General features: G+C 63.4%; 20 protein-coding genes. 3 read left to right on the forward strand and 17 right to left on the reverse strand.

From position 1 onward, the window contains the following. Nucleotides 1-31: 31 nt before the first annotated feature. The 3 genes from CA951_RS33495 to CA951_RS33505 form a co-directional block, all read right to left on the reverse strand. Nucleotides 32-1162: a zinc-binding dehydrogenase gene (locus CA951_RS33495; RefSeq protein WP_087560979.1), complete on the reverse strand. Its 1131-nt coding sequence runs from the start codon at nt 1160-1162 to the stop codon at nt 32-34. A gap of 175 nt (nt 1163-1337) precedes the next feature. Then, nucleotides 1338-2099, reverse strand: a complete 762-nt coding sequence (locus CA951_RS33500; RefSeq protein ID WP_087560980.1) for an SDR family NAD(P)-dependent oxidoreductase — start codon at nt 2097-2099, stop codon at nt 1338-1340. Then, nucleotides 2096-3043, reverse strand: coding sequence for an alpha/beta fold hydrolase (locus CA951_RS33505; protein WP_087561000.1), 948 nt, complete (start codon nt 3041-3043; stop codon nt 2096-2098). The genes CA951_RS33500 and CA951_RS33505 overlap by 4 nt, the downstream gene beginning before the upstream one ends. A gap of 482 nt (nt 3044-3525) precedes the next feature. On the opposite strand from CA951_RS33505, the gene CA951_RS33510 reads away from it, so the two are divergent. Then, nucleotides 3526-4152, forward strand: a complete 627-nt coding sequence (locus CA951_RS33510; protein WP_087560981.1) for a flavin reductase family protein — start codon at nt 3526-3528, stop codon at nt 4150-4152. 162 nt (nt 4153-4314) lie between these two features. After that, on the forward strand, nt 4315-5307 hold the full coding sequence (locus tag CA951_RS33515; RefSeq protein WP_179220411.1) for a DMT family transporter: 993 nt from the start codon (nt 4315-4317) through the stop codon (nt 5305-5307). Nucleotides 5308-5443: 136 nt separating this feature from the next. Here CA951_RS33515 and CA951_RS33520 read toward each other — a convergent pair whose 3' ends face one another. The 6 genes from CA951_RS33520 to CA951_RS33545 all read right to left on the reverse strand — a co-directional run bounded on the left by CA951_RS33520 (nt 5444) and on the right by CA951_RS33545 (nt 11204). Further along, nucleotides 5444-6064 carry a GntR family transcriptional regulator gene (locus CA951_RS33520; protein WP_256974201.1) on the reverse strand — a complete coding sequence of 207 codons (621 nt, stop codon included), beginning with the start codon at nt 6062-6064 and terminating at the stop codon, nt 5444-5446. A 326-nt stretch (nt 6065-6390) separates the two neighbouring features. Continuing rightward, nucleotides 6391-7236, reverse strand: a complete 846-nt coding sequence (locus CA951_RS33525) for an SDR family NAD(P)-dependent oxidoreductase (protein ID WP_087560984.1) — start codon at nt 7234-7236, stop codon at nt 6391-6393. Then, nucleotides 7233-8951, reverse strand: a complete 1719-nt coding sequence (locus tag CA951_RS33530; protein ID WP_087560985.1) for an NAD(P)-binding domain-containing protein — start codon at nt 8949-8951, stop codon at nt 7233-7235. Before CA951_RS33530 ends, CA951_RS33525 begins: the two co-directional genes overlap by 4 nt. Further along, the gene (locus tag CA951_RS33535) at nt 8948-9361 is read right to left on the reverse strand and encodes a cupin domain-containing protein (protein ID WP_087560986.1); all 414 of its coding nucleotides are present in this window, start codon (nt 9359-9361) and stop codon (nt 8948-8950) included. Before CA951_RS33535 ends, CA951_RS33530 begins: the two co-directional genes overlap by 4 nt. Next, nucleotides 9358-10353: an NAD(P)-dependent oxidoreductase gene (locus CA951_RS33540; RefSeq protein WP_087560987.1), complete on the reverse strand. Its 996-nt coding sequence runs from the start codon at nt 10351-10353 to the stop codon at nt 9358-9360. The genes CA951_RS33535 and CA951_RS33540 overlap by 4 nt, the downstream gene beginning before the upstream one ends. Beyond that, the gene (locus CA951_RS33545) at nt 10350-11204 is read right to left on the reverse strand and encodes an N-acyl homoserine lactonase family protein (RefSeq protein WP_087560988.1); all 855 of its coding nucleotides are present in this window, start codon (nt 11202-11204) and stop codon (nt 10350-10352) included. The genes CA951_RS33540 and CA951_RS33545 overlap by 4 nt, the downstream gene beginning before the upstream one ends. 203 nt (nt 11205-11407) lie before the next feature. Here CA951_RS33545 and CA951_RS33550 point away from each other — a divergent pair, with 203 nt between their 5' ends. Continuing rightward, nucleotides 11408-11809 carry a carboxymuconolactone decarboxylase family protein gene (locus tag CA951_RS33550; RefSeq protein WP_087560989.1) on the forward strand — a complete coding sequence of 134 codons (402 nt, stop codon included), beginning with the start codon at nt 11408-11410 and terminating at the stop codon, nt 11807-11809. Between the two features lie 684 nt (nt 11810-12493). On the opposite strand, the gene CA951_RS33555 is transcribed toward CA951_RS33550, so the two are convergent. The 8 genes from CA951_RS33555 to CA951_RS33595 all read right to left on the reverse strand — a co-directional run bounded on the left by CA951_RS33555 (nt 12494) and on the right by CA951_RS33595 (nt 25680). Next, nucleotides 12494-13738: an acyl-CoA dehydrogenase family protein gene (locus CA951_RS33555; RefSeq protein ID WP_087560990.1), complete on the reverse strand. Its 1245-nt coding sequence runs from the start codon at nt 13736-13738 to the stop codon at nt 12494-12496. A 124-nt stretch (nt 13739-13862) separates the two neighbouring features. After that, nucleotides 13863-15821, reverse strand: coding sequence for a hydantoinase B/oxoprolinase family protein (locus CA951_RS33560; protein ID WP_087560991.1), 1959 nt, complete (start codon nt 15819-15821; stop codon nt 13863-13865). Beyond that, nucleotides 15821-17857: a hydantoinase/oxoprolinase family protein gene (locus tag CA951_RS33565; RefSeq protein ID WP_087560992.1), complete on the reverse strand. Its 2037-nt coding sequence runs from the start codon at nt 17855-17857 to the stop codon at nt 15821-15823. Before CA951_RS33565 ends, CA951_RS33560 begins: the two co-directional genes overlap by 1 nt. A 280-nt stretch (nt 17858-18137) precedes the next feature. Further along, a complete protein-coding gene (locus tag CA951_RS33575; protein ID WP_087560994.1) occupies nt 18138-19232 on the reverse strand; it encodes a zinc-binding dehydrogenase in 1095 nt (364 codons plus the stop codon). A gap of 202 nt (nt 19233-19434) precedes the next feature. Further along, nucleotides 19435-22728: a protein kinase gene (locus CA951_RS33580; protein ID WP_087560995.1), complete on the reverse strand. Its 3294-nt coding sequence runs from the start codon at nt 22726-22728 to the stop codon at nt 19435-19437. A gap of 246 nt (nt 22729-22974) precedes the next feature. Beyond that, the gene (locus tag CA951_RS33585) at nt 22975-23937 is read right to left on the reverse strand and encodes a 3,4-dihydroxy-2-butanone-4-phosphate synthase (RefSeq protein WP_087560996.1); all 963 of its coding nucleotides are present in this window, start codon (nt 23935-23937) and stop codon (nt 22975-22977) included. Continuing rightward, nucleotides 23937-25010 (reverse strand): maleylacetate reductase, encoded by a 1074-nt coding sequence (locus CA951_RS33590; RefSeq protein WP_087560997.1) that lies wholly within the window; start codon nt 25008-25010, stop codon nt 23937-23939. Before CA951_RS33590 ends, CA951_RS33585 begins: the two co-directional genes overlap by 1 nt. Before the next feature lie 13 nt (nt 25011-25023). Next, nucleotides 25024-25680 carry an alpha/beta hydrolase gene (locus tag CA951_RS33595; RefSeq protein WP_087560998.1) on the reverse strand — a complete coding sequence of 219 codons (657 nt, stop codon included), beginning with the start codon at nt 25678-25680 and terminating at the stop codon, nt 25024-25026. Nucleotides 25681-25938 lie beyond the last annotated feature (258 nt).

Consider the following 25938-nt stretch of genomic DNA (forward strand, 5'->3'; position numbering starts at 1 on the left):
CCCTGGTTCACCCGCCCGCGATCACCCGCCTTCACGGCAATGCATTGCTCTCAGTCGCCAAAGTGGAGGGGAGTTGACCTGAGGGCGAGGTGATGACGACACCGGTCAACGCGCCACCGTGCCGCATTGCATCGATGCCGATTGCCGCGTCGTCGAGTGAGTAGATTGCAGTGACGATCGGTTCGGCGTCGAGTGTGCCCTGAGCGAGTAGGCGTGCGTATCGCGGGACGGTGGAAACGATGTCGCCGCCACCAGTCTGAGATCCCACGATTGTCTTGGCGCCGATAATCAGCGAAAAGTTGTCGATTTCAACCGCGGCGGTGGGTGACTCCATCCCGGTTGCGACGACGGTGCCGCCGCCGCGCGCCATCCCAAAAGCATCGGATACGGCCGAGACCTGACCTGCGGCCTCGAAGGCGACGTCCACGCCGAGCCCCCCGGTCAGTTCGATAACCTGGCGTACTGCTTCGGCTCCGCTGCCGACAATGATGTCGGTTGCCCCGAGCTGTGCCGCAAGTCGGCAGCGGTTCTCGTCAGGGTCGATGACCACGATGCGAGATGCTCCGGCCAGTGCGGCCCCTTGCACCATCCAGAGGCCGAGATGACCGCATCCCAAGATAGCCACGGAGTTTCCTGGGCAGATCTTCCCGACTTCGAGTACCGCACCCACACCCGAGCTGATGCCGCAGCCGAGCAGGGCGAGATACGGAGTGGGAGCGGAGGCCTCAATCGGCACAAGGTTGGACTCGCGATAGAGCATCTCCTCGGCGAGTGCTCCGATTCCGACGCCGGTGTATACCGCCGTCCCCTCAGCATCGGTACCTATGGTTCGTTCGAAGCCGTTACCGTTGTCGACACAGGCGCTGGGGCAGCCGGCAAGGCACGAGTGGCATCGACCGCATTGAGAGGAACCGACCACCGCGACGCTGTCGCCGACGCGGACCCGTGAACAGTTTGACCCAGTGGCCAAGACCGTCCCAACGGCGCTGTGGCCGGGGATATTAGGAAACGGTGTCGGTGCGATGCCATCGACCACGAACGTGTCGGTGATGCAGAGCGCGGCGGCGTGGATCTGTACGTGTGCCTCGTCGGGAAGCAGGTCACGCAGCACAACATCTCCGGTGCTCAAAACTCCGGGCGCGGTGTTGAGGACGGCTTTCATGTGGTCTCCTGGTTTTGACAGTCCACGCCGCGGACATTTCCTATGAGGGCCGCACGTAGATCGCGGCGACATCCTCACACTCGGCAGGACGGGGGTGACGACGGTTGTCGCCGTTGCGAGTCGGGCAATTTTCGGCGATTTACCTACTCTTCCCCGCTAGGTAGTGTTCACCGCTTCACCGGGCCGAAAATCCGCCATCGACCAGGTGTGTGCTTCCGGTGATGAAGGACGCAGCATCCGATAGCAGGAATACGATCATCTCCGCGATCTCGTTCGGCTGAGAGGTTCGGCCGAGGGGATGCAGTGCTGCGACGTTCTGCCACTGTTCTTCGTTGAAGAAGTCGAGCAGAGGTGTGCGCACGTATCCGGGAGCGACGAGGTTGACGCGGATACCGTGCTCGGCGACTTCGAGGGCTGCTGTCGAGGTCAGTCCCTTCACACCATGTTTGCTGGCGACATATGCGGGCGTGTTGGCCTGTCCGTTCACCGACGTGATGGATCCGACGTTCACCACCGCCCCGGCCTTTTGCGCGACCATCCGAGCGAGTTGGGCGCGCAGATTCAGATAGGTGCCTGTGAGGTTCACGTCGATGACGTGACGCCACGAGTCCGCGTCGCTGGTGGCTACGGGACCGTAATCGCCTGTCACGCCTGCGTTGTTGACGGCGCAATCGAGCCGCCCGAAGACGTCGATCGTCTGCCGGACCACATTCTCGCTGTCGTCGGCGGACGAGATGTCGTGGCGCAGTGCCAGCGTTTTCGTCCCGAATTCGGCAATGGCTGAGGCGGTTCGGTTTGCGGCCTCCAGATCGATGTCGGTGACGACCACCGTGGCACCTCGGCGAGCCAACAGCGATGCTGTTGCCGCACCGATTCCAGACCCGGCGCCGGTGACGAGCGCAACCTTTCCTTCGAATGAAGCGAGATCTTGGGTCATAGCGAATCCTTGCCTGTGTTGGATGCGATGGAGAGTGGGGTTCGACTACCGGTGGACGGGGTGCGCTGAGTGACGGTGGTGAGCCACTCGGTGGCCAGGGCTGCCAACTCTCGCGAATTGGACTCGAAGATCAGGCCGTGGCCGTTGCCGTCGATACCTTCGTCAGGAAGATGAAGGTGGTCTGTGTCGGCGCCGGTCGCCTCGAGGTGCGCGGCAATCGCGCGGGCGCCGTCGGCAGCAGGTGATGCCCCGCCCGTCACTACTCGGACGGGTGTGCCGCGCAGGCCCGACACGCAGTACTCGCCAACTCGCGCGGGCAACTCGGTCACGGGGAGGGGTGGGTCGGTACGCAGCGGTGCCGCGGTCAGGCCGTACCGGAGCGGGGCAAGGCCGGGTGGGCCCGCGAAAGGTGGACCTATTGGTTCGACGGCAAGGATTCCGGCGACGAGGTCGGGCCTGAGATCTGCGGCCAGCCACCCGCTGGGCGCCCCCGCTGAGTGGGTGATGAGAATCGCCGGTCCGACCAGATCGAGCAGCGAGGCGAGTCGCTCGCCGTCCAGACACTGAGACTCCGACAGGTCGGCGAGCAAATGTCCCGTGCTCGCGCGTAACGCAACCATCTCGGGATCCGAAAGCGAACGTCCCCATGGCCATCGGGTGTGGGTGTCGGCGGCGTCGGACGGGGCGAACAAGCTCGATGCGGCTTCAGCCGGGAAGGGTGCGCCGGGTCGGCCGAGTACCTGCGGGTGGTTCGGAGATCGTCCGTGTCCGGGGCGGTCAACGACGTATACCTCGAAGCCGTTGTCCACGAGATTCGGTGCCCAACCGGGTCGACCGTCCGGGGTGATCATCCAATCGGTACCTTGGCCGCCGCCGCCGTGGACCAGTATCACGGGTAGGGGGTGCGCCGGGGTGGTTGCCGGCGCCTCCCATTCGACCCACATCGGTCCGCGCTGGACGGTCCCGAAAGGGGTCGACAGGTCCTCTCCTGGAATCCAGAACCCGCCGCGGCGGGTCGTACGGGCGGTGGCGTTCAGCCACTCGCGCCGGCTTGGAGTGTTGTCGGCGGACGCGTTCACGGAGCAGTGACTGACGCCGCCGATGCGAGCGGACGGGGTGCCTCGGCGTCGAATGCCCTTGCCGGGGACAGCTTGGTCACTTCTGTGGTCATCGATTGATTTCCTTTCATCGGCTCGCTGCGGCGCATAGCACGCACGTTACGAGGTATGCCGAGTCACGACATCGCCCGAATGTGCACGGCGATGGTCTGTCTGCGCACCATTCGCCCCTCGGCGAGACGTGTGCGCGGTTGGTGTTCCGCCCCGCGTGGCTCGGGCTGAATAGACACTTGCCCCAGAAAGATTTTCATACCATCATACAAAGTGAAGTTTCATTCCGGACCACGCTAGCGAATCGAGTAGCGACGATGACGTACAAACAACCACTTCCCGAAAACCGCAGGATCGATGACGCCGGCGTGGACTTGCTGCACGCTGACGATCCTGTATCCAGGACAGTCCAAGGCGAGGCGATCGCCGACGCCTATCGCTCCGCGTTCCGAAACCACCCGGGCGGCGTAGCTGTCATCACCGCAGATGCCGGAGCGGGCCCGGCCGGATTGACTGCCACGTCGGTGGTTTCTTTGTCCGTAGACCCGCCGCTCATCGGGTTTTCGTTGTCTTCGCAATCCTCCGCTGCCCCGACGATCGCAGTCGCGGATTCTGTCATGATCCACCTCATCGATCCGGACTCGCTCGAGGTTGCGCAGCGTTTCGCGACCAGTGGCATCGATCGGTTCGCGGATGCAAGCCAGTGGCACACGCTGCCAACCGGTGAGCCCATCGTCCACGGCGTGCGCCGATGGATGCGCGCGCAGGTCGTTGAGCGAACGACGGCTGGCACGGCAACTGTGATCATCGCTCAGGTGATGGAAATGCCGGCGAATTTGCACGAGATCGACGCTCGTGGTGACGATCCGGGCGCCCTCGTCTATCACGATCGCGGATGGTTCGTCCTCACCGACAATAGCCGTCTGGAATCCCGTAGCGCCTGAGCGCCAGCACCAGCACCAGGCGGCGCACGGCGTGTCAATCCGCGCCGTGACATGAGGGGCGCCGGACGGCGAGCCCACCAAACTCGCTGCTCGCGCGATTACCGATGTGACAAGGAGCAAGCCATTGAACCATTTGCTGCCCGAGGATGGGTCAAGCTGACGGTGACGGGATCCGAGGCCGTGCGCGAGCGGCCGGATGACAGCAGTCCTCTTCGGGTGACTGCAGCGTTCGTTTCGTCGTTCGCCGCTGGGGTCGCTGTGTCGGTACAGACATATCTGAACGGGCGGCTGGGGGTCGAGATCGGCTCGTCGCAACTCGCCGCCGGGGTGAGCACCCTGAGCGGATTGATCGTTGCGTTGGTCGCGGCGCTCGGCAGCGGCGCTGTACTACGTGCGTGGCGTTCGGCCCGCCGGGCCACAAGGCCGATTCGGAGGTGGTGGTTCCTCTGCGGTTGTCTCGGCACTGCTGCGATGTGGGCTAACACCGCAGCCGCACCGGTCACCGGCATTGCACTGGTAGCCCTTGCTGCGGTCTTCGGGAAACTGACTGGGGGATTGACTGTCGATGCCCTCGGATTGTCGCCCCGTGGTCGCCTTCGCATCACCGGGCGCCGCGTGGCCGGCGCCGCGTGCGCACTGGCGTCGGTGCTTGTGGGGCCGATCGGCTACACCTCGCCTGCAGCGATGCTTTTCCTGGCCTTGGTCGCGCTGGCGGGGATCGGTATCGCGATACAGCAGAGCGGCAACGGTCACCTCGTTGTCGTGACCGGGGAGCCTCTGGCAATGGGCGCGGTGAATTTCGCCGCCGGCGCGCTGCTCACGGCGGTGGTATTGACCGCGAACGGTGCCCTGCCGATAGGCGAGGACGTCTCGATTCCGTTATGGGGCGTTGCGGGCGGCATCCTCGGCGTGGCGATCGCCGTGGTTGGCGGCTATGCAGTCAGCCGGATCGGCGTAATGGCCCTCATGATCTCGCAGATCACCGGACAGAACATCGGTGCACTCGTTCTCGACAAGGCGGCACCGCTCAATGGTCACGATGTCGGTGCTGGGGCGGTTCTCGGCGCCACCCTCGCAAGTGCCGCCGTGTGGGTCACGTACCATCCCCGCCCGGGTGCGGTGACAGGTTTCCACGGCCGCAGGTCGGGGCGGTGAGGCCGGCGCTCCGCCCGGTGTGCTGATTGCGGCGGGAATCAGTCCAGCGTGCTATTCGCCCCAGAAGATGCAGGGCGCGCCCGGAACCAGGCTGACTCTCGTGTGGGGCGATCCCGCGCACGAGAGAGCCGAGAGATCACCCGAGCTTTGCCTCCAACTCCTTGGCGGCCGTGGCAGCACTTCGCTCTATGTGCGCGACATAGCGGGCGGACGCTTCGGCGGTGTCCTTGCGCCGGATGGCATCTACCACAGCACGAAGCTCGTCGACAGCCTCGACGTGGTGGCCTGGAGTCATTGCAGCGATTCGCAGAACCCGCACCCGAGCCTGTACCGATTCGGTCAGTTGTCTGAGCACGGTGCTCCGTGAGCCGTCGGCGATGATCGAATTGAAAAGATCCTTCGCCGCCAGAAGACCGGCCTCGTCATTTGCGTCAGCAGCCTCGGCGAACGCTTCTACTGCCGCCTCGAGCTGTATTACCTGCGAACGCGAAGCATTCGCGATGAAACGTTGCACCATCACCGCTTCGAGCGCGGCCCGGGCAGCGTAGAGATCCTTCGCCTCTTCCACCGACGGTGCCGCGACGATCGCGCCCTTCTGTGGCACAACCGTCACAAGTCCTTCGGATGTCAACTCCCGCAGTGCTTCCCGTACCGTAGTCCGAGACACCCCGAGAGTTTCGATCAGCTCCCGCTCTACGAGTCGTTGACCTGGTTGAAGCTGAAAATGCAGGATCGCCTGGCGCAAGGTCTCGATCACTTGCGCACGCAACGGCGCAGCCACACGACCAACATGAGGGGCCGCGCCCAGGGCCGCCGTGATGGTATTCGACCCAGTCAATGTGTCCGCCTCCGTTTAGCATCTCGTCATACAATGCAAGCGTAGCTTACTGGTGCCAGAAAGGCCGTATGACGGCTCGAAGTCAAGCTTGTGGGTGGAACGCATCACCCATCCGCCGTCCTTTCGGTGCAGGACATTGCCTGGTGAGCGGCAGAGGCCCTCCCGGGTCCGTCATGAGACCCTCCAGCGGAATGGCGAAGAACAGCGCTGGAGAGTCCCATGACGGGGGAACAGAAATAAGCCCCTCAGTGAATGCCGCCGGCCCGGTGTCGCTCGACGAGTGCCTCGTCCACAGGAGCCGGATTCCACAATCCCGCGCCGCCACCGTGGCGATTGGTGTTTTGGATGTTCGCGCCGCCGTCGATGGAGACGATTTCCCCGGTGATGTAGCTGGCATCGTCGCTGAGCAGGAACGCCACCGTGCCGGCGATCTCCTCTGGCCGACCCGCTCTGCGCAAGGGAGATGTGCGCGCGCGACGTTCCATGTCCGCGCGGCCGGCGTCTCCGAAGATGGACGTAGGGACGATACCCGGCGCGACTCCATTAACCCGGACCCCGATCGGACCGCCGTACACGGCAGCGCCGTGGATCAGCCCGAGAGTGCCGTGTTTGGACGTGGTGTACGCCAGGAGGTCATTGCTACCGCGCAATCCAGCGATGGAGGCGGTAACGACGATCGCCCCGGTCGTACCGGTAGTGAGGTAGTGACGAAACGCGGCCTGCACACCGAGGAACGGCCCCCGCAGGTTCACTGCCATGACGCGGTCCCACTCGTCGACCGTCACATCGGTCAGATCCGCGAGAGAGCCGGCGATCCCTGCGTTGAGGAAGTGGTGGTCCAGCGCCCCGAACCGGTCGAGGGCGACGTCGACATATCGCGCCACGCCCTCAGAGGTCGAGACGTCCGCTCCGACAGCGACGGACGCAGCCGCGTTCTCGGGAAGGGCAGCGACGACCTTCGCTGCGGTTTCCTCATTGAGGTCCACCGCGACGACGTGCACACCCTCGGACGCGAGGCGTGCCACCGCTGCGGCACCGAGGCCACCCCCCGCCCCGGTGACAACTGCGACTGTTCCGGACAGCCCGTTCATCGCTGGTTTCCTCCGTCCGTCCGCCTGGCGAGCTCGTCGGCGATGATCGGGAAGGCGGTGGTCGCCGACTGCATTCCCATGACAGCGGCGATCTCGAGGATTTCGAGGATCTCCTCGGTGGACGCGCCATAGCCGAGTGCGTTCTGGATATGCAATCTCAGCCCGGGCACGTACAGGTGCGTGGCCGCCGCATCGAAGGCGATATAGACGAATTCCTTGACCTTGGGCGGCAGCGTGCCAGTTCGCCAGGATACCGAGGAGAACTCGGTGTAACCAGCGAAGATCTCAGGATCGAGTTCGAGCATTTCCTCCCAGAAGGCATGCCAATACCCCCTCTGCTCGGTGAACTGTCGGCGCAGTTCCTCCTGCTGCGGAGTGAAGGGCGCGGGCCCGGTCCGTTGTCCGGATTCGCGGAGTACTTCCACGAGCACCGGGACCCCGATATTCAGAGCGTGCACACCTACTGTGCTCGACAGCTCGATGACCTCCATCACCTCATCGGGTGTGGCGCCTGCGGCGAGCGCGGCACGAACATGCTGGCGGATTCCAGGAGCGTGCAGGTGGGTCGCTGCAGCGTCGACGGCGAGGTACACCAGTTCACGAGTCTTCGGGCCCAGCGCGTCGCGCGTGACCGGGACACCGGCGAATCCGGTGTAGGCGGCGAGAAACTCCGGTCGGAGATCGAGCACCGCCTGCCAGTCGTCACTCCACTCACCGTGGATTGCCTCGATCCGCTTCCGCAGCGCGCTCGAATCGGACTCGATGCTGCCGCGGGCCACCTCGGTCGTAACTTCGACCGGCTGCGCGGCGCTCCACCGGGCGACTTCGGTGTGGTCTGCGTCAGGTGGCAGGGCATCAGCGGCTTCATCCCACAGCGCGACGGCCTCGTCCCCCAATGGGGTGCGCAAGCCCAGACTGCGAGCGAGATCAGTGGCGATCTTCATATCTTTCAACATCAGGCGCAGCCCGAACCCCGAGTTGTACGTCTCGGGGAGCACGAAATTCGGGAATTTGTTAGCGGTGGAACCACTACGGCCGCTGGAGGAGTCGATGATCTCGACCAGGAGATCGGGGTCCAGACCGAACTCCTGACCGACACGCACGCCTTCGGCTGTGGCCAAGAGGTGGGTCGCCGACAGTAGGTTGTTGATCGCCTTGGTGGCGTGACCGGCGCCCACGTCGCCGGCGCGGCGCGGCCGACCCAGGTGTTCGAGCAGTGGTCGCACCGTCTCGAAGACGTCGGGGGCGGATCCCACCATGATGGTGAGCGCACCCTTCTCGGCCCCTGCGACGCCGCCCGAAACCGGCGCATCCACCAGAGCAACCGACATCTCGGCCAGCCGGAGCGCGAGCGTTCGCGTCGACATAGGTTCCGAGGAGCTCATATCGACGACCGTCGATCCCGGACGGAGCGCATTCGCGGTGAGAAGACCGTCGATGACCGATTCGACGATGGAAGAATTCGGCAACATCAGCACCACTGCGTCAGCGCCGTCGACTGCAGAGGCAGGGTCGTTCACCGCAATGCCGCCTGCCGCTGCGTGTGCCGACCGCGCTGCCGGATCCAGATCGAATCCCTGGACGGTATACCCGGCTGTCACCAGGCGAGCGGCCATCGGGAGTCCCATGTTGCCGAGCCCGAGAAACGCAACACGATGGAACGCCTCGCCGGACGCCGCGATGTCCGTGATGCGCGACTGTTCCGTGGCGGTCATCGAGCAATCTCCGACGGTGCCTGCAACGCAGTGGCCGCGTATTCGTCGTCAGCGACCGCGGACTCCCACTCGGTCCGTCCAAGTGAGATCGCAGTGTGCGTCATGAATGCTCCTGGAGCGCCGCCGTGCCAGTGGCGTTCTCCGGGAGGGCACCAGACGGTGTCGCCGGCCTTGAGCGTGCGGATGCCCTCCGCTTCTGTGCCGACCAACCCCTCCCCGGCAAGTACCTGCAGAATCTGCCCATGTTCATGGCTGTGCCAGAACGTCCTGGCACCAGGTGTGAAGGTGACGGTGTTGATCGTGACCCCGTCGGTGCCGGGCATTGTCAGGTAGTTGTAGACCGTCCCGGTGAACTGCGAACCCGTCTTGCCGGCGGTCCCGGCCTGCTCGGTTCCGTGAATCAGTTTCATTTCTTGGATCCGTTTCCCTCGCGCGTATCTGCTCTGTCTGAATCGTCACCGCGGCCGGGCTCGTGCAGACGGACCCGCCCGGACACGTCGCCGATCGCATCGACGACCGTGTTGCTGATCCGATCTGAATATCCGAGCCGTTCGGCCAATCCGAATGCGGCGAGCGGCGCCGCAGAGTTGGGACTGGCTACGCCGAGTTCGGCGGCCAGATCGACGTACGCGACGACGTCCTTCATCATCAAGGCGTTGGTGAGGCCGCCCTCGAGGTAGTCACCGTGGATGATGTGTGGGAAACGATTGAGCGTCGCGAAGTTCACGCCGGAGCTGTTGTTCAGCACCTCGAGGAGCACTTCGAGATTCAATCCGGCCTTTCGCCCGGCCACCATCACTTCCGCAGTGGCCGAAAGTGCGATGGCATTGAGGAAGTTGTTGAGCAACTTAGCCGTGTGACCAGCACCGATGTCGCCGCACACGAAGACGTGACGGGAGAAAGTATCCAGAAGGGGGCGGATCGAAGTGAGCGCCGTGCGGCTTCCGCCCACCATCAGAGTCAGCGCACCCCTACTGGCAGCTGCAGCACCCCCGGAGATACCGGCGTCGAGCAGCACTGCCCCGCGATCGGCAAGCAGCGCGTGCAGTTCTCGAGTCGATGCCGGCGATGAAGTGGATAGGTCGACCACGACCTGCCCAGGTCGTGCATGGGCGGCGATACCGTCCTCGCCGCGTATGACGCGCTCGACAATGCGACTCTCGGGGAGCGAGAGGAAAATGACGTCGGAGTTCTCCACCACGTGAGCGATGGACGGAGCAGGAGTGGCGCCGCAACTCTCGGGTGTGTCCGACCGCGTGTCGTATCCGAGCACGTCGATACCTGCGCGCACAATGCAGGCGGCGATACGTGAACCCATGTTCCCGAGCCCGATAAAGCCGGTCCTACCGGTGAATGCTGTTACAGCTTGGTGTGATTGATCAATGGGTACAGTTTCGGTCATCGTGTCTGCCTCGATTCGGGGGTGGTAGCGGAAGCGGGTAGGAGCAGAGCCGGCGGAGTCGTCGGGTGGCCGATCCGGACTGCGATATCGGCAAGCTCTGCATTAACCGGTTCGTGCCGCTCGAATACGGCCGGATCGTGTCCAGGCACCAGGATCGCATCGTGCTCGTCGATAATTGCCTTCATCGTGTCGAAACCTGCATACATCGCCGCAAGGTTGTCGACCACCAGGAATGGCATCTCGCGGTCGAGTTCTTCGTAGTAGTGGGTCGCGTCCGAGGCCAGTAGCACCGGACCGTCATTGGTGTCTACGAGGAGAACGGCCTGGCCGGGGGAGTGGCCGCCGAGTTCGATCATGCGGACGCCCGGCGCGACAACGCCGTCGATCGGAGCGAACCGCATCCGGTCCTCGTCGTGGATCCGGCGCATCTCACCGATGTCGTCATCTTCGATGGAGTGGTGGTACATCGGGCGCTGGGCAAACGGGCCGGTCCAGAACTCGTATTCCCGGCGCGGCACAACCACCTCTGATTCCGGGAACAGGTCGAGGTTGCCGGCGTGGTCGTAGTGCGCGTGAGTGAGGATCACGAGCGCCTCGCGAGGGTGCACGTCGAGTCGATTGAGAGCAAGTGACGGGTGAATGATGTGTCCGCGCTGACGATTGTGTCCACCCACGTTGCTGTAACCGGTGTCGACCACAATTGTCCGTGCGTCATTCCGCAACACCCAGAAGTAGTAGTCCATGCCTATCGGGGCGTCGGGTTCGCCGTAGACATGATGATTCAGATAGACCTGGCTCCGGAGAGTCCGACGGGACGCATATCGGACCGCGATCACTTCGTAGGTGTCCACACCGCACCTCTGCTGACTTTCTGTCGGTTTGTCCGACGATCATCTCAGCAAACTCGACGTCGCACAAGAGTCGAGGCCAGCAAGTGTTTTACAGGCTCTCGATGCCAAGATAGGATCACCCAATCCGGGAGTGTCATACAATCTTGCTGAAAATCGATCGGCGTCGATCGCTCCCGGACGAAGCCAAGGAGAAAGGGACAACCATGCCCGACGAGACCACCCACCAGCAGACGTACGACGACGGTATCGCCATGCGAAAGGCAGTGCTCGGTGCCGCACACGTCGAGAAGTCGCTCAGTAACGTCACCGACTTCTCGAGGCCAATTCAGGAACTTGTCACCGAATACTGCTGGGGCACGGTGTGGACGAGGGACGGTCTCGACAAGCGGACACGCAGCCTGCTGAACCTTGCGATGTTGACCGCCATGAACCGCAATCACGAACTGGCAGTGCACGTCAAAGGTGCAGTAACCAACGGATGTACCGAACAGGAGATTCAGGAGGTGCTCCTCCAGGCGGCGGTGTATGTGGGAGTGCCGGCTGCGTTGGAATCCTTCCGCGTGGCGGAGGGGACATTGGCGGAGCTGAGTGCCGCGATTCGGTAAATGACACGGACGGCAGTGCCTGCCTGAGGTCCATGGCAGAAAGCCACGGACGCGACGATCCGTCGATCTGACGGGACGTGGATGGAGGGAACTGATTTATCGGCGTCGGCAGTGTGGGGGCAAGCGGCTCCGTTGCCGGCGCCGATAAATTCGGTTCACTGATGTGGCACGCGTACACGGTGAGGGGTAGTGGGCGCCATACGGCTGAAGTAGTGAGCCAATACTCGAGCGGTCCTCGATAGCTGGGTATCGCGATGGCGGTACAGGTTTCGGTCGAAGGACGCGATATTCCCCGTGCGCACCACTAGATCGGTCCCCACGGCCGATCCGTAGTTCAACCGGGCACGGGAAGACGCCCTGGGCTAGGTTCGTTCACGGGGCCGTCGCATGGGGATGTCACGGGATCGCGAAAGGGATCTCTTGTGGGTGTCGTCAGCTGCCTGCGGGCCGACGTTCCGTCCAGAGGAAACGGGGAAGGTATCCGCGTATCGACGCACTTTTCCTCGTCCTCGACGTCGACGTCATACTCCCGCCGAACAATCAACCTCGCATCACGGGAGCCACCGCGATGCGAGGTTGATTGCAGACAGACCATGGTGCGAAGGCCGGAGTCATCCGACAGAATGGCGGATTCGGTATTGACCTGGCAGCGAACGCGTTGCCATGGCCCGTCTGCAGTGTCGATCAGAACGTCAGCGGCTGGCCGACGTGGTACCGCGCAATGGAGCTGTAGGTGACGTCCCACTGAGCTGCGATATGAGTCTTGTACATGGCTGAATCGCGGTAGTACTTCTCCAGCGCGGATCCGCGCTTGGCGGCGCTGGACCCTGCGGTGGAGAAAGCGAGGTCGACTGCGTCGAGGGCGAGCTGGGCGGCTTGTTGGACAACAGCTCTGAGGCGTGCGTCTTCTTCCGGCGTGAATTCACGCCCTGTGTCCACCCAACGCTGTCCCAGCTCGGTGTACTGTCGCACGCCAGCGAGATAAAGTGACTCCGCCGCGTCGGTCAGAGCGAGAAGGCGACCTAGCCAACGGTGGTACTCCGGAGACTCCACGCGTGGAATCCGAGGAGGGAAGCTGGCGGGTCGCGTTTCCATAAGCGATTCGAACTCGTCGACAACAGCCCAAGCGGTTCCGATCTGTGTCGCGATCAGTTCAGCGTTGAAGAACAGCATCGTCCGGCCCAAATACATCGGATTTCCGTGCAACTGGTAGCCGATCGTGCCGTCGGTTCCCAGCTCGTGCTCGCGAAAGTTGTAGTCGACACTCAGGTGCCCGGGAACAAAGGCATCTTGAATCGTGATCGAGTTAGAGCTGGACGCGCGCATCCCGATGGTGCGGTCGCCACCCCAGTCGTCGAGAATGTCGAAATCGGATCGGGGAAGCGCAAACATTCGTAGGCCAAGTGCGGTGCCCGCGGCGTCCACGGTTGGCGCGACGACAAGGGCATGGGTCGACCACATCGAGCCGGAGCAGTAGTCCCAGGTACCGCTCAGGCGGTATCCGGTGTCGGCAGCTACGGCCTTGCCTGCGGGCACGGTGCGACCGGGTGCGATGAAAGAGTCAGCCCCGAAGAGTTCGCGTTGGCCGTCCTCGGAAAAGAAGGATCCGACATGGAACGCGTGACCGGCGCCGAGGATGAAGGACCATCCGACCCCGGGATCACCCCGCGAAATCTCGATTCCGATGCGGAAGAAGTCGTCCAAGCCGAGCTCGAGTCCTCCGAATCGTTTGGGTGCCAGTGCTCGGTAGAAGCCGGCTTCCTCGAATTCCCGATGGATTTCCTCGGAGTAACCGCCAAGCGCCTCGTGTTCGGCGTGCAGCTTCCGCAGTTTCGGGCGCAGATCGCGAGCGCGCTGCACCAGATCGTCGGCGGCGGGTACGTCGCCCTGAACGGGATGAATTGATCGTGTGTAGAGGCTCTCGGTCATCGGGGATGCGCTCCTGGTATTTGATTGCCATACAGTATGATGATAATGCGGAGTTGGTTGTTGGTTCAGGAAAATAACGCCGCCGACGAGGCTTGTGAGGCCCGCCGGCGGCGTTCAGAGGGTGTCAGAGGCGAGCAGCGCGAAGAGCTTGGGTTGCATCCTCGTCGATACGAAGTCCCTCGGGATCGGAGACCGGATCGCCGACTACCACCACGCCGTAATCACGAGCAGCTCCTTCGGTCGAGACATACTCGTCTCGGACGTCGACGAGAACCTTCTGCGCGTCTCGCGTGAACGGATCTCCCCATCCTCCACCGGCGTTCGTGAGGTAGCGAACGACGGATTTTGCAACGGTCACGTTGGCGCCGGGCTGAAAGGGATAGACGTACTCGCCCTCGTGGACGGGAGCATGCGAAGTGGGGTCGACGACTCCCGCCCAGACTGTGGCGGTGTCGAATGTTTTCGTCGGCGGAACCGTCACCACGCCCTCGGGTGCCGGCGGGTACATCCACACCCCGCCTCCTGCCCCCTCGGAGGCACCCCTCACACCGAATCCCGGCCGCGATTTGTAGCGGAGTTCGGTCAGTGAATGGGTGGCCGGTTCGAGCCAGAGGGAGTCGCGGAGGATAGAAGCACCTCCCCGAAAGTGTCCGGGCCCAGCGGAATCGGCCCGCGGCTCGTGTCGTAAGACGACGACTGGGCTGCTCTTCTCTATCTCCTCGATGGCAGGTGCTACACCGTTGGCCATGTATGACATGCACTGTGAGTCCGCATCGCCGTACTGGTTGGCGCCCAGGGGGCCGATCTCACCACCACACTGCAGGGCCGAGACCCATGGGGCACCGTCTGGATATACACCGAACGCGGTGTGAAGGTCGGCACTGCCGCGGTCACCGGCCAGCGCCGCGTCGCCGACAACTCCGCTCATCGCTCGCAGCACGGTGGAGAGGACGGCTTGAGACTGTTCGAAGTACATGAACACACAGCCGTCCGGCGGAAGCGCCGACAGCAGAGTTCCCTCGGGAAGCACGATGTCGACGTTCCTGTACAGGCCCGAATTGAAACGGCCCTCGGGGTCGAAGAGATAGCGCAACGCTACTCCGACGGCGGTCTTCGTGTCCCACGCAGTGGCATTGATCGACGTTCGAGCTTGGCGCGAGGTGCCGGAGAAGTCGAGCTCGAGTCGTTCGCCACGTTTGCAGAGCGCGACCTCTATGCGGTATTCCTCGGTGTCGTCGACACCGTCGCAGTCGATTGTCTCGGTCGCCGACCAGTCGCCGTCCGGCAGTACCGAAAGCGAGTTCGCAATCCGTTCCGCGCCCATATCACAGACGTAGCGCATGGTGCCGTGGACAGCGGCCACACCATAGCGATCGATCGCATCGAGTACGAGACTCTCTCCGAGTTCGAGGCTCGCGCAGATGGTTCGCATGTCCGGGTACAGGACGTCGGCCATCCGAACATTGTCGAAGATCAAGTTCCAGGACTCGGGGACGAGCTCACCTTGCCGGACGAGCAGGCGAGGTGAGAGCACCAGGCCGTTCTCGTAGACGTTCTGTTTGGTTGCGCTGAATCCGCCCGGAATGGTGCCACCCATGTCGAGTTGATGCGCATTGAGATTGACGAATCCGACGATCTCGCCATCCGCGAATACCGGGCGGGTGAACAGGAGATCGTTGTTGTGGTTGCCGGTTCGTGAGGGGTCGTTGGCTATCAGGACGTCGCCTGGAGAGAGATTCGTCGGTCCGAACTCTTCGACGACATTTGCGACAGCGTCAATCGTTGTGCCCGCCATGAGGACGATGCCGTTGCTGCACGCGGGAACGGCATAGTCGAGCTCGCGCGGTGCGCTGATCGTGCATGCAAGGTCGTAGAAATCTCGAAGTACGGGAGAGAATGCGCCGGTGAGCAATCGGATACTCATGTGCTCGACCAGATAGTCAAACCGGTTGGCGAGCACTGTGGCGGTATAGCGATCGCAGCCGTACCGTTCGGCGAACTCGGATTCGTCGAGGTCGCGGATGGTGGTGCGGGTGGGTGCTAGTCCTGGATTCTGGTGGGTGACGTCGTCCAGCAGAGACATCAGTGATCGTTCCTCTCGATGACGATTTCACCGCAGCGACCGACTGTTGCGCGCTGTCCGGCGAGTACGTAAGTAGTAGACAGATCCTCGCGAATCACGGCAGGGCCGAACAACCGGGCGCCGGGCATCAGATTTTCGCGTCGATACTGATAGCCGTCGACCGGGCCCGAGTCGGAGGTGTACTCGAGACGGATGGGACGGTCGGGGACCGCATCAAACGGTGTAACCGCTTCGGAAGGAACATATTCGACCTTGGCGGCCGGCACGACAATCTCGACTCGATAGGTGACGCCCTCGACCGGGATCTGCTCGAAACGGTTGCCGTTCCTGGACTCGTATGCGATGTGGAAGGACTCGATGAGTCGACCGATGGTCTCATCGGTGATCGGGCCATCGGGGATTTCCACGAATGGCGTCTCCCAACTCTGCCCGAGCAGGCGCCCGTCGAAGCTGCGACGGACCGGCAGCCCGTCGGCAGTTGCACCGACTCGTTCGCGCAGCCGGGCCTCCATCTCGTCGAATACTCGTTCGATTTCGTCCGCGCTGTCCGGGCTGAGGACGACATATGCGCTGCGTGAATCGTAGAAGACCTGGTCGGTCGACAAGAGCCCCAGAGCCGAGAACAGTCCCGGGTGTGGCGGGATGACGGCTGCCTTCAACGGAAGCAAGTCGAGAACCGCCGGCAGGAGCATCGGCCCCGCCGCTCCGTAGGACATCAGTGTGAAGTCACGTATGTCGACGCCGTGGCGGACCGCCACATTCAGGATTTCCTCGGCCATGTGCGCGACGGCGAGTCGGTAGGCTGATTGCACCCGAGTGTGCAGGTCGACTGGAGTATCGAGGTCGTCGAACGCCTGCCGGGAGAGTTCCCTGTCCAGGGTCATCTCGCCTCCGGCGAAGGCGTCGCCGTCCAGGATATTCATGAGCAGGCAGGCATCGGTAACGGCTGGCACGGTTGCACCGCGGCCGTAGCAGGCGGGTCCGGGTTCGGCACCCGCTGATCCCGGACCGACACGGATGCCGCCGGATTCGGAGACGGTGACGAGACTTCCTCCGCCGGCGCCGACGCTGGATACCTCGGTCGACAGGGCGTTGATGATCAGGTCGTGCTCGAGTTCGAAGGTGTTCTGGATGAATGGTTTTCCATCGACAATCAGCGAAACGTCGGTCGATGTGCCACCGACGTCGGCACACAGTAGATTGTTCCGGCCGATTGCGGCACCGAGTCGGGCACTGGAGATCGTCCCTGCGGCGGGTCCAGCGAAGACGATGCGGAACGGCTTGTCGAGGGCTTCCTGCCACGGCAACAAGGTAGCTGCGCAATCGGCGAAGTTCAGTTCGCCGTCGAAGCCCAGCGCGGTGAGATCGTCATGTAGCCGCGCACTGTAGTCGGTGAAGAGCAGCTTCATCAGAACATCGACGACGGTGGTAGATGCCCGCGCGTATTCCTTGGCCAGTGGCGAGGTTTCCGACGACAGCGAAACGGGGAAGTGCTCGCCGAACTCCTCGTGTACAAGCTCCCTCAGGCGTTGCTCGTGAACGGGATTGACGTAGCCGTTGATTGTGCAGATGGCGATTCCTTGCACGTCGCATTTGCGAAGGACAGCCAGGTGGCGGCGAACGTCGTCCTCGTCGAGAGGGATGAGAACCGACCCGTCGGCGCGAATGCGTTCGACGACCCCTCGGCGCAGATACCGGGGAACCAGCGGACGTCCTGCGTCACCGAACGAGCGTCGCCACCGCGGGTCGACTTGCGCCTCGAGTGGTCGCGCGACATTCCCGCGATCGAGGACGTCTCGGAAGCCGTCCGTGGTGAGGTACGCGATTTTCGGCAGGCGGCGTTCGATAACCGCGTTGAGCCCCATGGTGCTCGCGTGGTTGAAGGTTGAGCTACCGGAGACACCGAGCCGCCGCGCCCCCTCGACGACTGGAGCCGAGGGATTGGACCGACTGCTGGGAACTTTCGTCACGGAAATTTCGCCATCGCGAACCGCGACGACATCGGTGAAAGTTCCTCCCACGTCAACGCCGAACATCGGAAACCTCCGTCTGGTCGTTCGTGCGCACGAGCGGAGTGAACACGCCCAAACGCGGTGCGCGGGTGCGCTCGAGGGATTCGAGGCACTCGGTGCACTTCACGACGTCCCACCAGCCGCCCTCCCCGAGGACTCGGTAGGACTTGACATGGTCAGCGCCGCATTGCGGGCAACAGTGGTCGACGGTTACACGCTCTGCGGTGAGCGTTGTCTCCGTCGGTCGTAGGAATGTGTGCATGGTGGCTCCTCGGTGACCTGCGACGATTGTGGATGGGAATGGCTATTTCTGGGGCTCGACGATCCCGCAGACGTCCGTATACGTCCGCGACGCCGACAGTGCGTCATTGATCGACGCAAGCGGGTATGTCGTGCTGAGAATGGGACGGGCGTCGAGCGCGCCGATGTTCATCAAGTGAGTGAGTTTGGGAATGAAGGCTCCCATCGAGATTCGGCCGTTCTGGACGGAGTGAAGTGTGCGGCCGTGCAGAGCCAAGGGGCCGGCAGGCAGGGTCACCTGGGCGCCGAGTCGGTGGAATCCGGTGTAGACCACAGTTCCGGCTCGCCGGGTCAGTGTGAACGCTGTGGTGAAGGCGTCTTCTGGGCCGGCGGCTTCGAAGGCGTAGTCGACGCCGCGGTCTTGGGTAAGGGACCGGATGACCTCGAGGGGGTCTGCATCGGCGGGGTCCACCACGTCTGTGGCGCCGAGGGCCAGAGCAAGGGATCGACGCTCACGATGCGGATCGATCACCACGATTCGCTCGGCGTCGGCGATTCTTGAACCCTGCACCATCCATTGGCCGAGGTGACCGGCACCTACGATGGCGACGGACGATCCGGGTGTGACCTTCGCGGTCTCCAAGACCGCCCCGACGCCGGTCGTGATACCGCAACCCAGCATCGACAGATGGGTATTCGGTAGGTCCGACTCGAGCCGCCACACCTGATTCTTCGATACGAGAACACGTTCGGCATATCCGCCGACGTTGCCTGCCGCCGTGAATGTCCGACCGTCATCGAGTGTGCCGACCGTCGGGAAGATTCCACCCTGGTCGAACAACTCGGAGCATTGGTCGGGTCGGCCAATGCCACAGTAGAAGCATTTACGACACTCCGGGGTGCCGGGAACGACGACATGGTCGCCGGGTGCGACGTTGGCGACGGTTGCTCCGACGTCCTCGACATACCCGACGACGGTGTGACCCAGGACGGTCGGCGGGACCTTGTCGAGCTCTCCGTTGGCGCTCTTGTGGTCGGTACTGCAGAACGGGATCGCCTCCGTTCGAACCACTACTTGATCCGGGCCGGGATCAAACAGGGTGACATCGCGGATCTCGAGTGGACCGCCAAGAATATTAAGTACCGCGGCTCTGGTCATCGTCGTTGTTCAGCCTTTTCGCGCCGGAGTGAGATGGTGCTCACAACTATCGAATGATTGTATGACAGTCGTACCTTCTTGTACAGGGCCTCTGTGCAAGTGAAGTGAGTCGATCAGGGGTGGGACACATGGGTTCTCCCTTACGGCGCCACGTACATGAGCCCTTCGTCTGGTCGGGCCGAGGATGGGTATCGGAGACGGCTCAGGTGGGTGGTTCCGATGCCCGCGGGTCTGAGAGCTTGTTCTGCGATTCCACTACCCACGCCGCGATCTGTGCACGAGAGGTGAATCCCAGCTTGACCAGTAGGTGTTCGACGTGGCCTTGTGCGGTGCGTGGGGAGATCACCAACCGTGCGGCGATTTCTTTATTGGTCAGACCCTCGGCGATCAGGTCAGCGACCTGGCGTTCCCTTTTCGTCGGTGTGCTCGACGGCCCGGTGGATGTCTTTGCGGGCGAGACCTGTTCGTGTTGAGCGTACGCGACAGCGGCGTCGAAACCGAACGCGGCGCCTTCCCGGCGGGCCGCTGCGAATGCCTGCTCACCCAGTGCCTGTCGCACCACATTTTCGCACCGATTTTGGTACACGAGTAGCGCCGGTGGTACCTCGGCTGAGCTCCCACCGGACCTCAACTCCTCGGCGGCTCCCATCAACACACCGGCGCGCCGAGTGTCCCGTTCGTCGGCGGCGATCCACGCCAATGCTTGCAGGCAAATGCTGGCGTTTATCGGGTCGTTGACCAGTCGATCCAACTGCAGTGCCTGCCCGAGTAGCCGAATCGCTCGTGCGTTGTCGCCAGATCGCCAGATCGCCACACCGAGCGCCCACAACATATAGGACCTGTACACAGATTCGCCGCGCGCTTCCGTGATCGCGACGACACGCTGCAAGCAGGCGATGGCACGCTCCGTGTCGTTCTGGCGATCGTGAATCATTCCGAGTGTCCCGAGCGCGATGACCTGGAATAGCAGGTCGTTCTGCGCGGTGTACACCTCGACGGCGCTCTCGAGGCGAGAGCGTGCGTCGTGACGTTCTCCCCCGAACAATGCCAGCGAGCAGTCTGCGAGTGCGAGGTGTGCGCGCGCCAGCGGCTCTGTCGCCTCGTCGGTGAGTGCATATCCCCGCTCGACCAGCGCGTTTGCCGCACGAAGATCGCCCTGCACTGCGGCGAGGAAGCTATTGGTGTAGAGCGCTTTGGCCCTAGTCACGGTGAGTGGACCCGTCTGGTGTGGACGTAGGCGGTCGAGCCAGCGTCTTCCCTCATTGTGAAGGCCCTGGGAGGTCCAGAAAAAATGAAGCGCAGCAGCGATGCGCATGCCTGCGGTGGAATCGTCGTCCAGGCAAAATTCCAGCGCTGCACGAATATTCGGCAAATCGCGACGCAGTCGAGCGATCAATTCGATCTGTCGTGCACTGATCGCCTCGCTCTCGGAAGTGAGTACGAGCGTCTCATACCAGTCCCGGTGTCGGCGACGGACGCGCGCAGCTTCACCGGTCTGTTCGAGTGTGCCTTGGCCGTAGTCGCGGAGGGTCTCGAGCATCCGGAAGCGCACTCCGGAGCGGCACTCTTCGCGGATCAAGATCGACTTCTCCACCAGGGAGGTCACCGCGTCGAGGAATTCTTCCCGAGCGAAGCCGATACCGCATATCTGTTCCGCCGCGTCGAGGTCGATGCTGCCTGCGAACACCGACAACCGGCCCCACAAGAGTTGTTCCTGAGCGGTGCACAGATCGAAGCTCCAATCGATGCATGACCGCAGCGTTTGCTGCCTGGTCGGAGCGCCCCTGTGGCCCCGGGTCAACAGCGCGTAGCGGTCGGTGAGGCGTGCCAGGATCTGCTCGGGTGACATCGCACGGAGCCGGGCTGCCGCCAATTCGATCGGTAGCGGCAACCCGTCCAGTCGCCGGCAGATGCGAGCGACGGTGATCTTGTTGGCCTCGGTGAGCTCGAATCCCGGCACGACCGCGGCGCCTCGCTCGGCAAACAACGTCAACGCGTCGCCGCGTGGCAATCCCCGCGGTAGATGATCGGGATCGGGCACGGGAAGCGGATGCACCATCAGCACCGCCTCCCCGTCGATACCGAAGGACTCGCGGCTGGTCGCGAGGATCCGCAGGTCCGGGCAGACTCGAAGCAAGGCGTCGGCCAGCGTAGCCGCCGCATCCACCACCTGCTCGCAATTGTCCAACAGGAGGAGCATGGTGCGCGGGCGGAGGAACTCGACGAGGACCTCTTGTACCGGCCGGGCCGATCGGTCTACCAACCCCACTGCCGCGGCGACCACATCTGCCACCAGCGACTCGTCGCGCAGCTCGCCGAGTTCCACCAGGTAGACGCCATCGGGGAAATCGCGACGCACCTTAGCGGCGACCCGTAGCGCCAGGCGGGTCTTTCCCACCCCGCCGATCCCGCTCAATGTCACCAACCGCCACGCCGACAGCAGGTTCTTCGCCTCAACCAGCTCCGTGCGCCGATCGACGAAACTGGTCAGTTCCAGCGGAAGTTCGGCGGTTCGATTTGAACGGGCGAGCACGCCGGGGGGCCGGCTCTCGGCCGAGGAGGAAGAATTCGCTGGATCGGGCGGCGGGTCTTCTGATTCGGGGTGCGTGGCGATTCGGTCGACCGGGACACCCCGGCGAAGTTGGCATTGACGGAGTTGCTGCGCCAGATCCGCAGCTGAGGGACGGCCTTGCGGATCGCCGGACATGGCGCCCTCGATGACGGCGCTGACGTCGTCGGGAATGCCGTGTGTGCGGGGGTCAGGTACGGGCTCGGCGGTGATGCGCAGGAACTGGGCCACCAGTTGCTCGCCGCTGCGGCGTTCGAAGGCAGCATGCCCGGTGAGCGCGGCGAACAACGTGGCCCCGAGGCCGTAGACATCCGCGGCCGGGCTTGCCGGCGCGCCGGCGATGACCTCCGGGGCGGTGAACGCCGGAGAGCCCGTCACCACCCCGGCCGTGGTCTCGAACCCGCCGGCGATGTGGGCGATACCGAAATCGGTCAGCGCGGGCTCGGCGTAGTCGGTGAGCAGAATGTTGCCGGGTTTGACGTCGCGGTGCAGGATGCCGTGGCGGTGGGCGGTCTCGAGCGCGCCGGCCATTCTTTCCCCGAGTCGCAGCGCGTCTTCCAGGGAGAGCGGTCCGTGGCGGCGGATCTGCGCGTCGAGCGAGCCCTGAGCGTAGTACGGCATCACGATGTAAGGCCGGTCACTGTCGGTGACGCCGACCTGGAGCACGTTGACGACATTTGGGTGTCCGGTCAGTCGGCCGGCCGCGCGTTGCTCGCGCAGAAACCGTTTCCGGTTCTGCTCGTCGAGGTCGGCGGTGAGGACCTTGACCGCGACGGTCCGGTCCAGTGCGGCCTGCGTGCACCGGTAGACCACGCCGAAACCGCCCCGGCCGATCTCCTGGGCAGCCTCGAACCCGGCCGCCGCCAGCTCCATAATGAGCGAACCGGACGCGTCCTGTTGTGTCGCGAAGGGATCGGAGTCGGTCATCGACTACGTCGATTCGTCCGGTCCGTACCGCGGCCGAGAATGCACCACTGGACACCTCTCGCTGATGTGAATCCAGAATATCGCTCGCCGCCGCCATTCGGTGGCGAACCACGGTGGACGGGCGCTGTGGGCGTTCCCGACCACCGTCGGCGAGTACCGCAATTGGTGAATACGTAACCACCGCAGACCAACTCAACGCTCAGATGCAGGCGTGCACATCAATCGGCCATCTGGCCGATGACGAGGTCACAAGCCGGCGATCGTCGTCTCGGGCGATGGCGAAGCCGCTTCGTAATGACAATCGAGATCGACAAGGGCTCGAGCCGGTCGCGAGCGAGTAATTGCCCCGGCTTTCAGCCGGAGCAGATCGTCACGCATCCGCGTGAGGACATCGAGTCGGTTCGCAGGCGCTGCGGCTGTCGGAAAGAGTACTGGATGCGCCTGCTCGTCCACGCAACTCGTGCAGGCAAGCGCTTCGATGTCGCTGCTCGGGGCGTCAGGTAGCGACACGCTTTCGGCGCGTGCACAGTGACCGTCGCGATGGATTCGGCTGATCCGGACGTCAGTGAGAGTCACAATCGGCATCCGGTGCTCGAGTGCGAACTCGACGAGTTCGCCTCGTCCGGCGTTCGTTGTGGCATCGGCGACGCCGACCACAGTGCTGAATACAGCTGCAGATCCGTGTCCGGAAGTCTGCACGAGGTCGAGAGCAGCCTCGGGGATTCCGAGGCTGTCGGCGGCCAGGGCCTCTTGTGCTCGCACAGGAACGAGGTGCCCGGGTCGGGTCAAATCGGCGGATGTTGCATCGGGGTTCGCGAGAACGGTAGCGGTGTGCGCGCGGTCGGTAGCAGAAATACCGGTTCCGACGCCGACCGCCGCGTCGACGGTCACGGTCAGGTGGGGCCGGCCGTCGTGGTCCGGCCACCACATCGGAGGCAGCCCGAGCCGGTCGCAGGTCTCACCGTCGACGGCGACGCAGACGAATCCGGAGGTGTGTCGGATCGTCAATGCCATCAGAAGGGGATTCGCGTGTGCGGCAGCGTAGACGATGTAGCCTTCGTCGCGTCCCGGGCGGTCGTCGATGAGCACGACGGGTTGGGCATTCGAGAGGACGGTGCAGGCATAGTGGATGTGATCCAGTGCCCACACAGACCGAGCGAGATTGTTGTGTAACCGAGCAAGTGTCTGTGGTGGCAGGGTGGCACTCATCAGTACCGGTCCGTGGGGTCGAAGATCGAGGTGACGCCGGTGCAGGCGGCGTGCAGAAGTTGTGCGAGAACATCAGCATCGACCCGGCGGGGGTTTGACTCGGGGATGACCGGCAGGATCAATTGAACAGCCTCGGGAATGCTGTCCTCGTCGAACCCGTAGTCGCGCAGTGCGTGTGGAGCGTCGAGAGCCGCACGCAACCGGGCGAGCCCGGAGGGGGCGTCGACGGTTCCAAACGCCTCCGCGATTCGCGATGCGGCGTCAGGTGCCGCAGTCGCGTTGAAGGCCAGTACGTGTGGCAACACGCAGGCGTGCATGTCCGCGTGTGGGAGATTGTAGGCGCCACCGAGCACGTGGCAGATCTTGTGGTGCATTCCCGAGCCGGCGGACGCGAACGCTACGGCGGACAGGTACGCACCGTACAGGCACTCCTCTCGGCCGAAGATGTCGTACGGATCCCGTGCGATACGGGGCAATCCTCGATTGAGGACACGGATACCTTCGGCGGCGAGAGCTTGGTTGATAGGGTCGGCGCGCGGCGCCCACATCGAGTCGACGCAGTGTGCCAGCGCGTTGAGGCCCGAGGCCACCGACAGACTTGACGGTAGGTCGAAAGTCAGGGCGGCGTCGTAGATCACCGTCCGAGGTAGGGCAAGCTCATCGCTTCCGGTGGTCTTGCGGGAGTTCTCGGTGAGCCCCCATACGTCGGTGGCTTCCGAGCCGGCGTAGGTGGTGGGAACGGCGACGATTGGCAGACCCGTGTCGATGGCTACGGCTTTGGCCAAGCCGGTCGTGGAGCCGCCACCGACACACACCAGAAGATCGACGTTGCCGCTTACTGCGACTGCCCGCGCCGTGCGGGCAATTTCGATCGGGACGTGCGCGCCGACTTCGTTGTGTCGGAAGGCGATCGGAAGTCCAACGGAAAGTTTGTCGCCGAGCCCGACGCCCGTTCCGTCGATGAGCATTACCCGTTCAGCGCCGCGGCGGCGGACCTCCTCGCTGAGATTAGCGGCCGCCTTGTGCGTCCCGAACAGCACCCGTTGACCGAGCGTTTCGTGATCGAACTCCATGATGTTGCTCCTCTTATGTGGCCGGGGAAGTTGCGGTGCTGATGAGTTGCATCAGCAGTTTCGCGGTGTCTATCGCTTCATCGGAGATCACGTGTTCGTCGCCGGGATCGATGCGACAGTTGACGCTCGCGCCAGCGAGGCGCAGCAGTGTCGCGGTGTCGTCAACTCGATGTGATGGGACGAAGGGATCGTTTTCGATGCTTCGCAGAACGGTCGAGATACCCGACAGGGAGCCGATCGCTGGATCGAGACGGTCCGGTCCCAGATAGCCGCCGGTACACAGGATTGCTGCGGTGACAGGTGTGGACCGGGTGAGGAGATGGTGCGCGAGCAAACACGCGCCCTGCGAGAAACCCCACACTACGATGCGCTCGGGTCCGAATCCCGCAGCCTGCAAGGCGATGAGGTAGTGGTCGATCGCGTCGAGCGCCATCGACAAGTCGGGTTCGTTGTCATCGATGGCAGCCAGAAAGGACTGGGGATACCAGGTGTCGGCGTGTGCGTGTGGTGCGAAGAAGTGCCAATCCCGCGTTTCGAGTCGTGCAGCCTGTTCCTGCATGTACGCCGGGGACTGGCCGCGTCCGTGCACCGCGAGTACGACTCCGAGCGCGGTATCTGAGTCGGCACCCCACCGGACCGGTTCGTTGTCGAGGTGTTTGTTGTGGGCCATATGGATTCCTCCGAGTGACGATGCAGCTGTTGGCGACTTCGGGTGCCAGGACCCAGGTCAGGTGACCGGGCCCCGTCGCGGGTTCGGGGTCCGGGTCAGTCGTCGAGGGGTTCGAGGTTGCTGAAGATTTCGTCGCGGCGGTCTTCGAATTGGTTGGGTAGTTGGAAGTGGGTGCCGAGTTCCTGGGGGTTTTCGTCGCAGTCCCAGCCGCCGTCGTCGTGGGTGACGGCGAGTTCGAACAGTGCGCCGGCGGGGGGG

Source organism: Rhodococcus sp. NCIMB 12038, from assembly GCF_002165735.1.
In the GTDB taxonomy this organism is placed as follows: Bacteria; Actinomycetota; Actinomycetes; order Mycobacteriales; family Mycobacteriaceae; genus Rhodococcus_F.

Excerpts from the sequence above, each read along its gene's own strand:
- CA951_RS33540 (WP_087560987.1), bottom strand. The coding sequence starts at position 10,353 with ATGACCGAAACTGTACCCATTGATCAATCACACCAAGCTGTAACAGCA.
- CA951_RS33495 (WP_087560979.1), bottom strand. The coding sequence starts at position 1,162 with ATGAAAGCCGTCCTCAACACCGCGCCCGGAGTTTTGAGCACCGGAGAT.
- CA951_RS33535 (WP_087560986.1), bottom strand. The coding sequence starts at position 9,361 with ATGAAACTGATTCACGGAACCGAGCAGGCCGGGACCGCCGGCAAGACG.
- CA951_RS33575 (WP_087560994.1), bottom strand. The coding sequence starts at position 19,232 with ATGACCAGAGCCGCGGTACTTAATATTCTTGGCGGTCCACTCGAGATC.
- CA951_RS33585 (WP_087560996.1), bottom strand. The coding sequence starts at position 23,937 with ATGAGTGCCACCCTGCCACCACAGACACTTGCTCGGTTACACAACAAT.
- CA951_RS33530 (WP_087560985.1), bottom strand. The coding sequence starts at position 8,951 with ATGACCGCCACGGAACAGTCGCGCATCACGGACATCGCGGCGTCCGGC.
- CA951_RS33560 (WP_087560991.1), bottom strand. The coding sequence starts at position 15,821 with ATGTCTCTGCTGGACGACGTCACCCACCAGAATCCAGGACTAGCACCC.
- CA951_RS33590 (WP_087560997.1), bottom strand. The coding sequence starts at position 25,010 with ATGGAGTTCGATCACGAAACGCTCGGTCAACGGGTGCTGTTCGGGACG.
- CA951_RS33595 (WP_087560998.1), bottom strand. The coding sequence starts at position 25,680 with ATGGCCCACAACAAACACCTCGACAACGAACCGGTCCGGTGGGGTGCC.
- CA951_RS33580 (WP_087560995.1), bottom strand. The coding sequence starts at position 22,728 with ATGACCGACTCCGATCCCTTCGCGACACAACAGGACGCGTCCGGTTCG.
- CA951_RS33510 (WP_087560981.1), top strand. The coding sequence starts at position 3,526 with ATGACGTACAAACAACCACTTCCCGAAAACCGCAGGATCGATGACGCC.
- CA951_RS33555 (WP_087560990.1), bottom strand. The coding sequence starts at position 13,738 with ATGACCGAGAGCCTCTACACACGATCAATTCATCCCGTTCAGGGCGAC.
- CA951_RS33500 (WP_087560980.1), bottom strand. The coding sequence starts at position 2,099 with ATGACCCAAGATCTCGCTTCATTCGAAGGAAAGGTTGCGCTCGTCACC.
- CA951_RS33525 (WP_087560984.1), bottom strand. The coding sequence starts at position 7,236 with ATGAACGGGCTGTCCGGAACAGTCGCAGTTGTCACCGGGGCGGGGGGT.
- CA951_RS33505 (WP_087561000.1), bottom strand. The coding sequence starts at position 3,043 with ATGTGGGTCGAATGGGAGGCGCCGGCAACCACCCCGGCGCACCCCCTA.
- CA951_RS33550 (WP_087560989.1), top strand. The coding sequence starts at position 11,408 with ATGCCCGACGAGACCACCCACCAGCAGACGTACGACGACGGTATCGCC.
- CA951_RS33565 (WP_087560992.1), bottom strand. The coding sequence starts at position 17,857 with ATGTTCGGCGTTGACGTGGGAGGAACTTTCACCGATGTCGTCGCGGTT.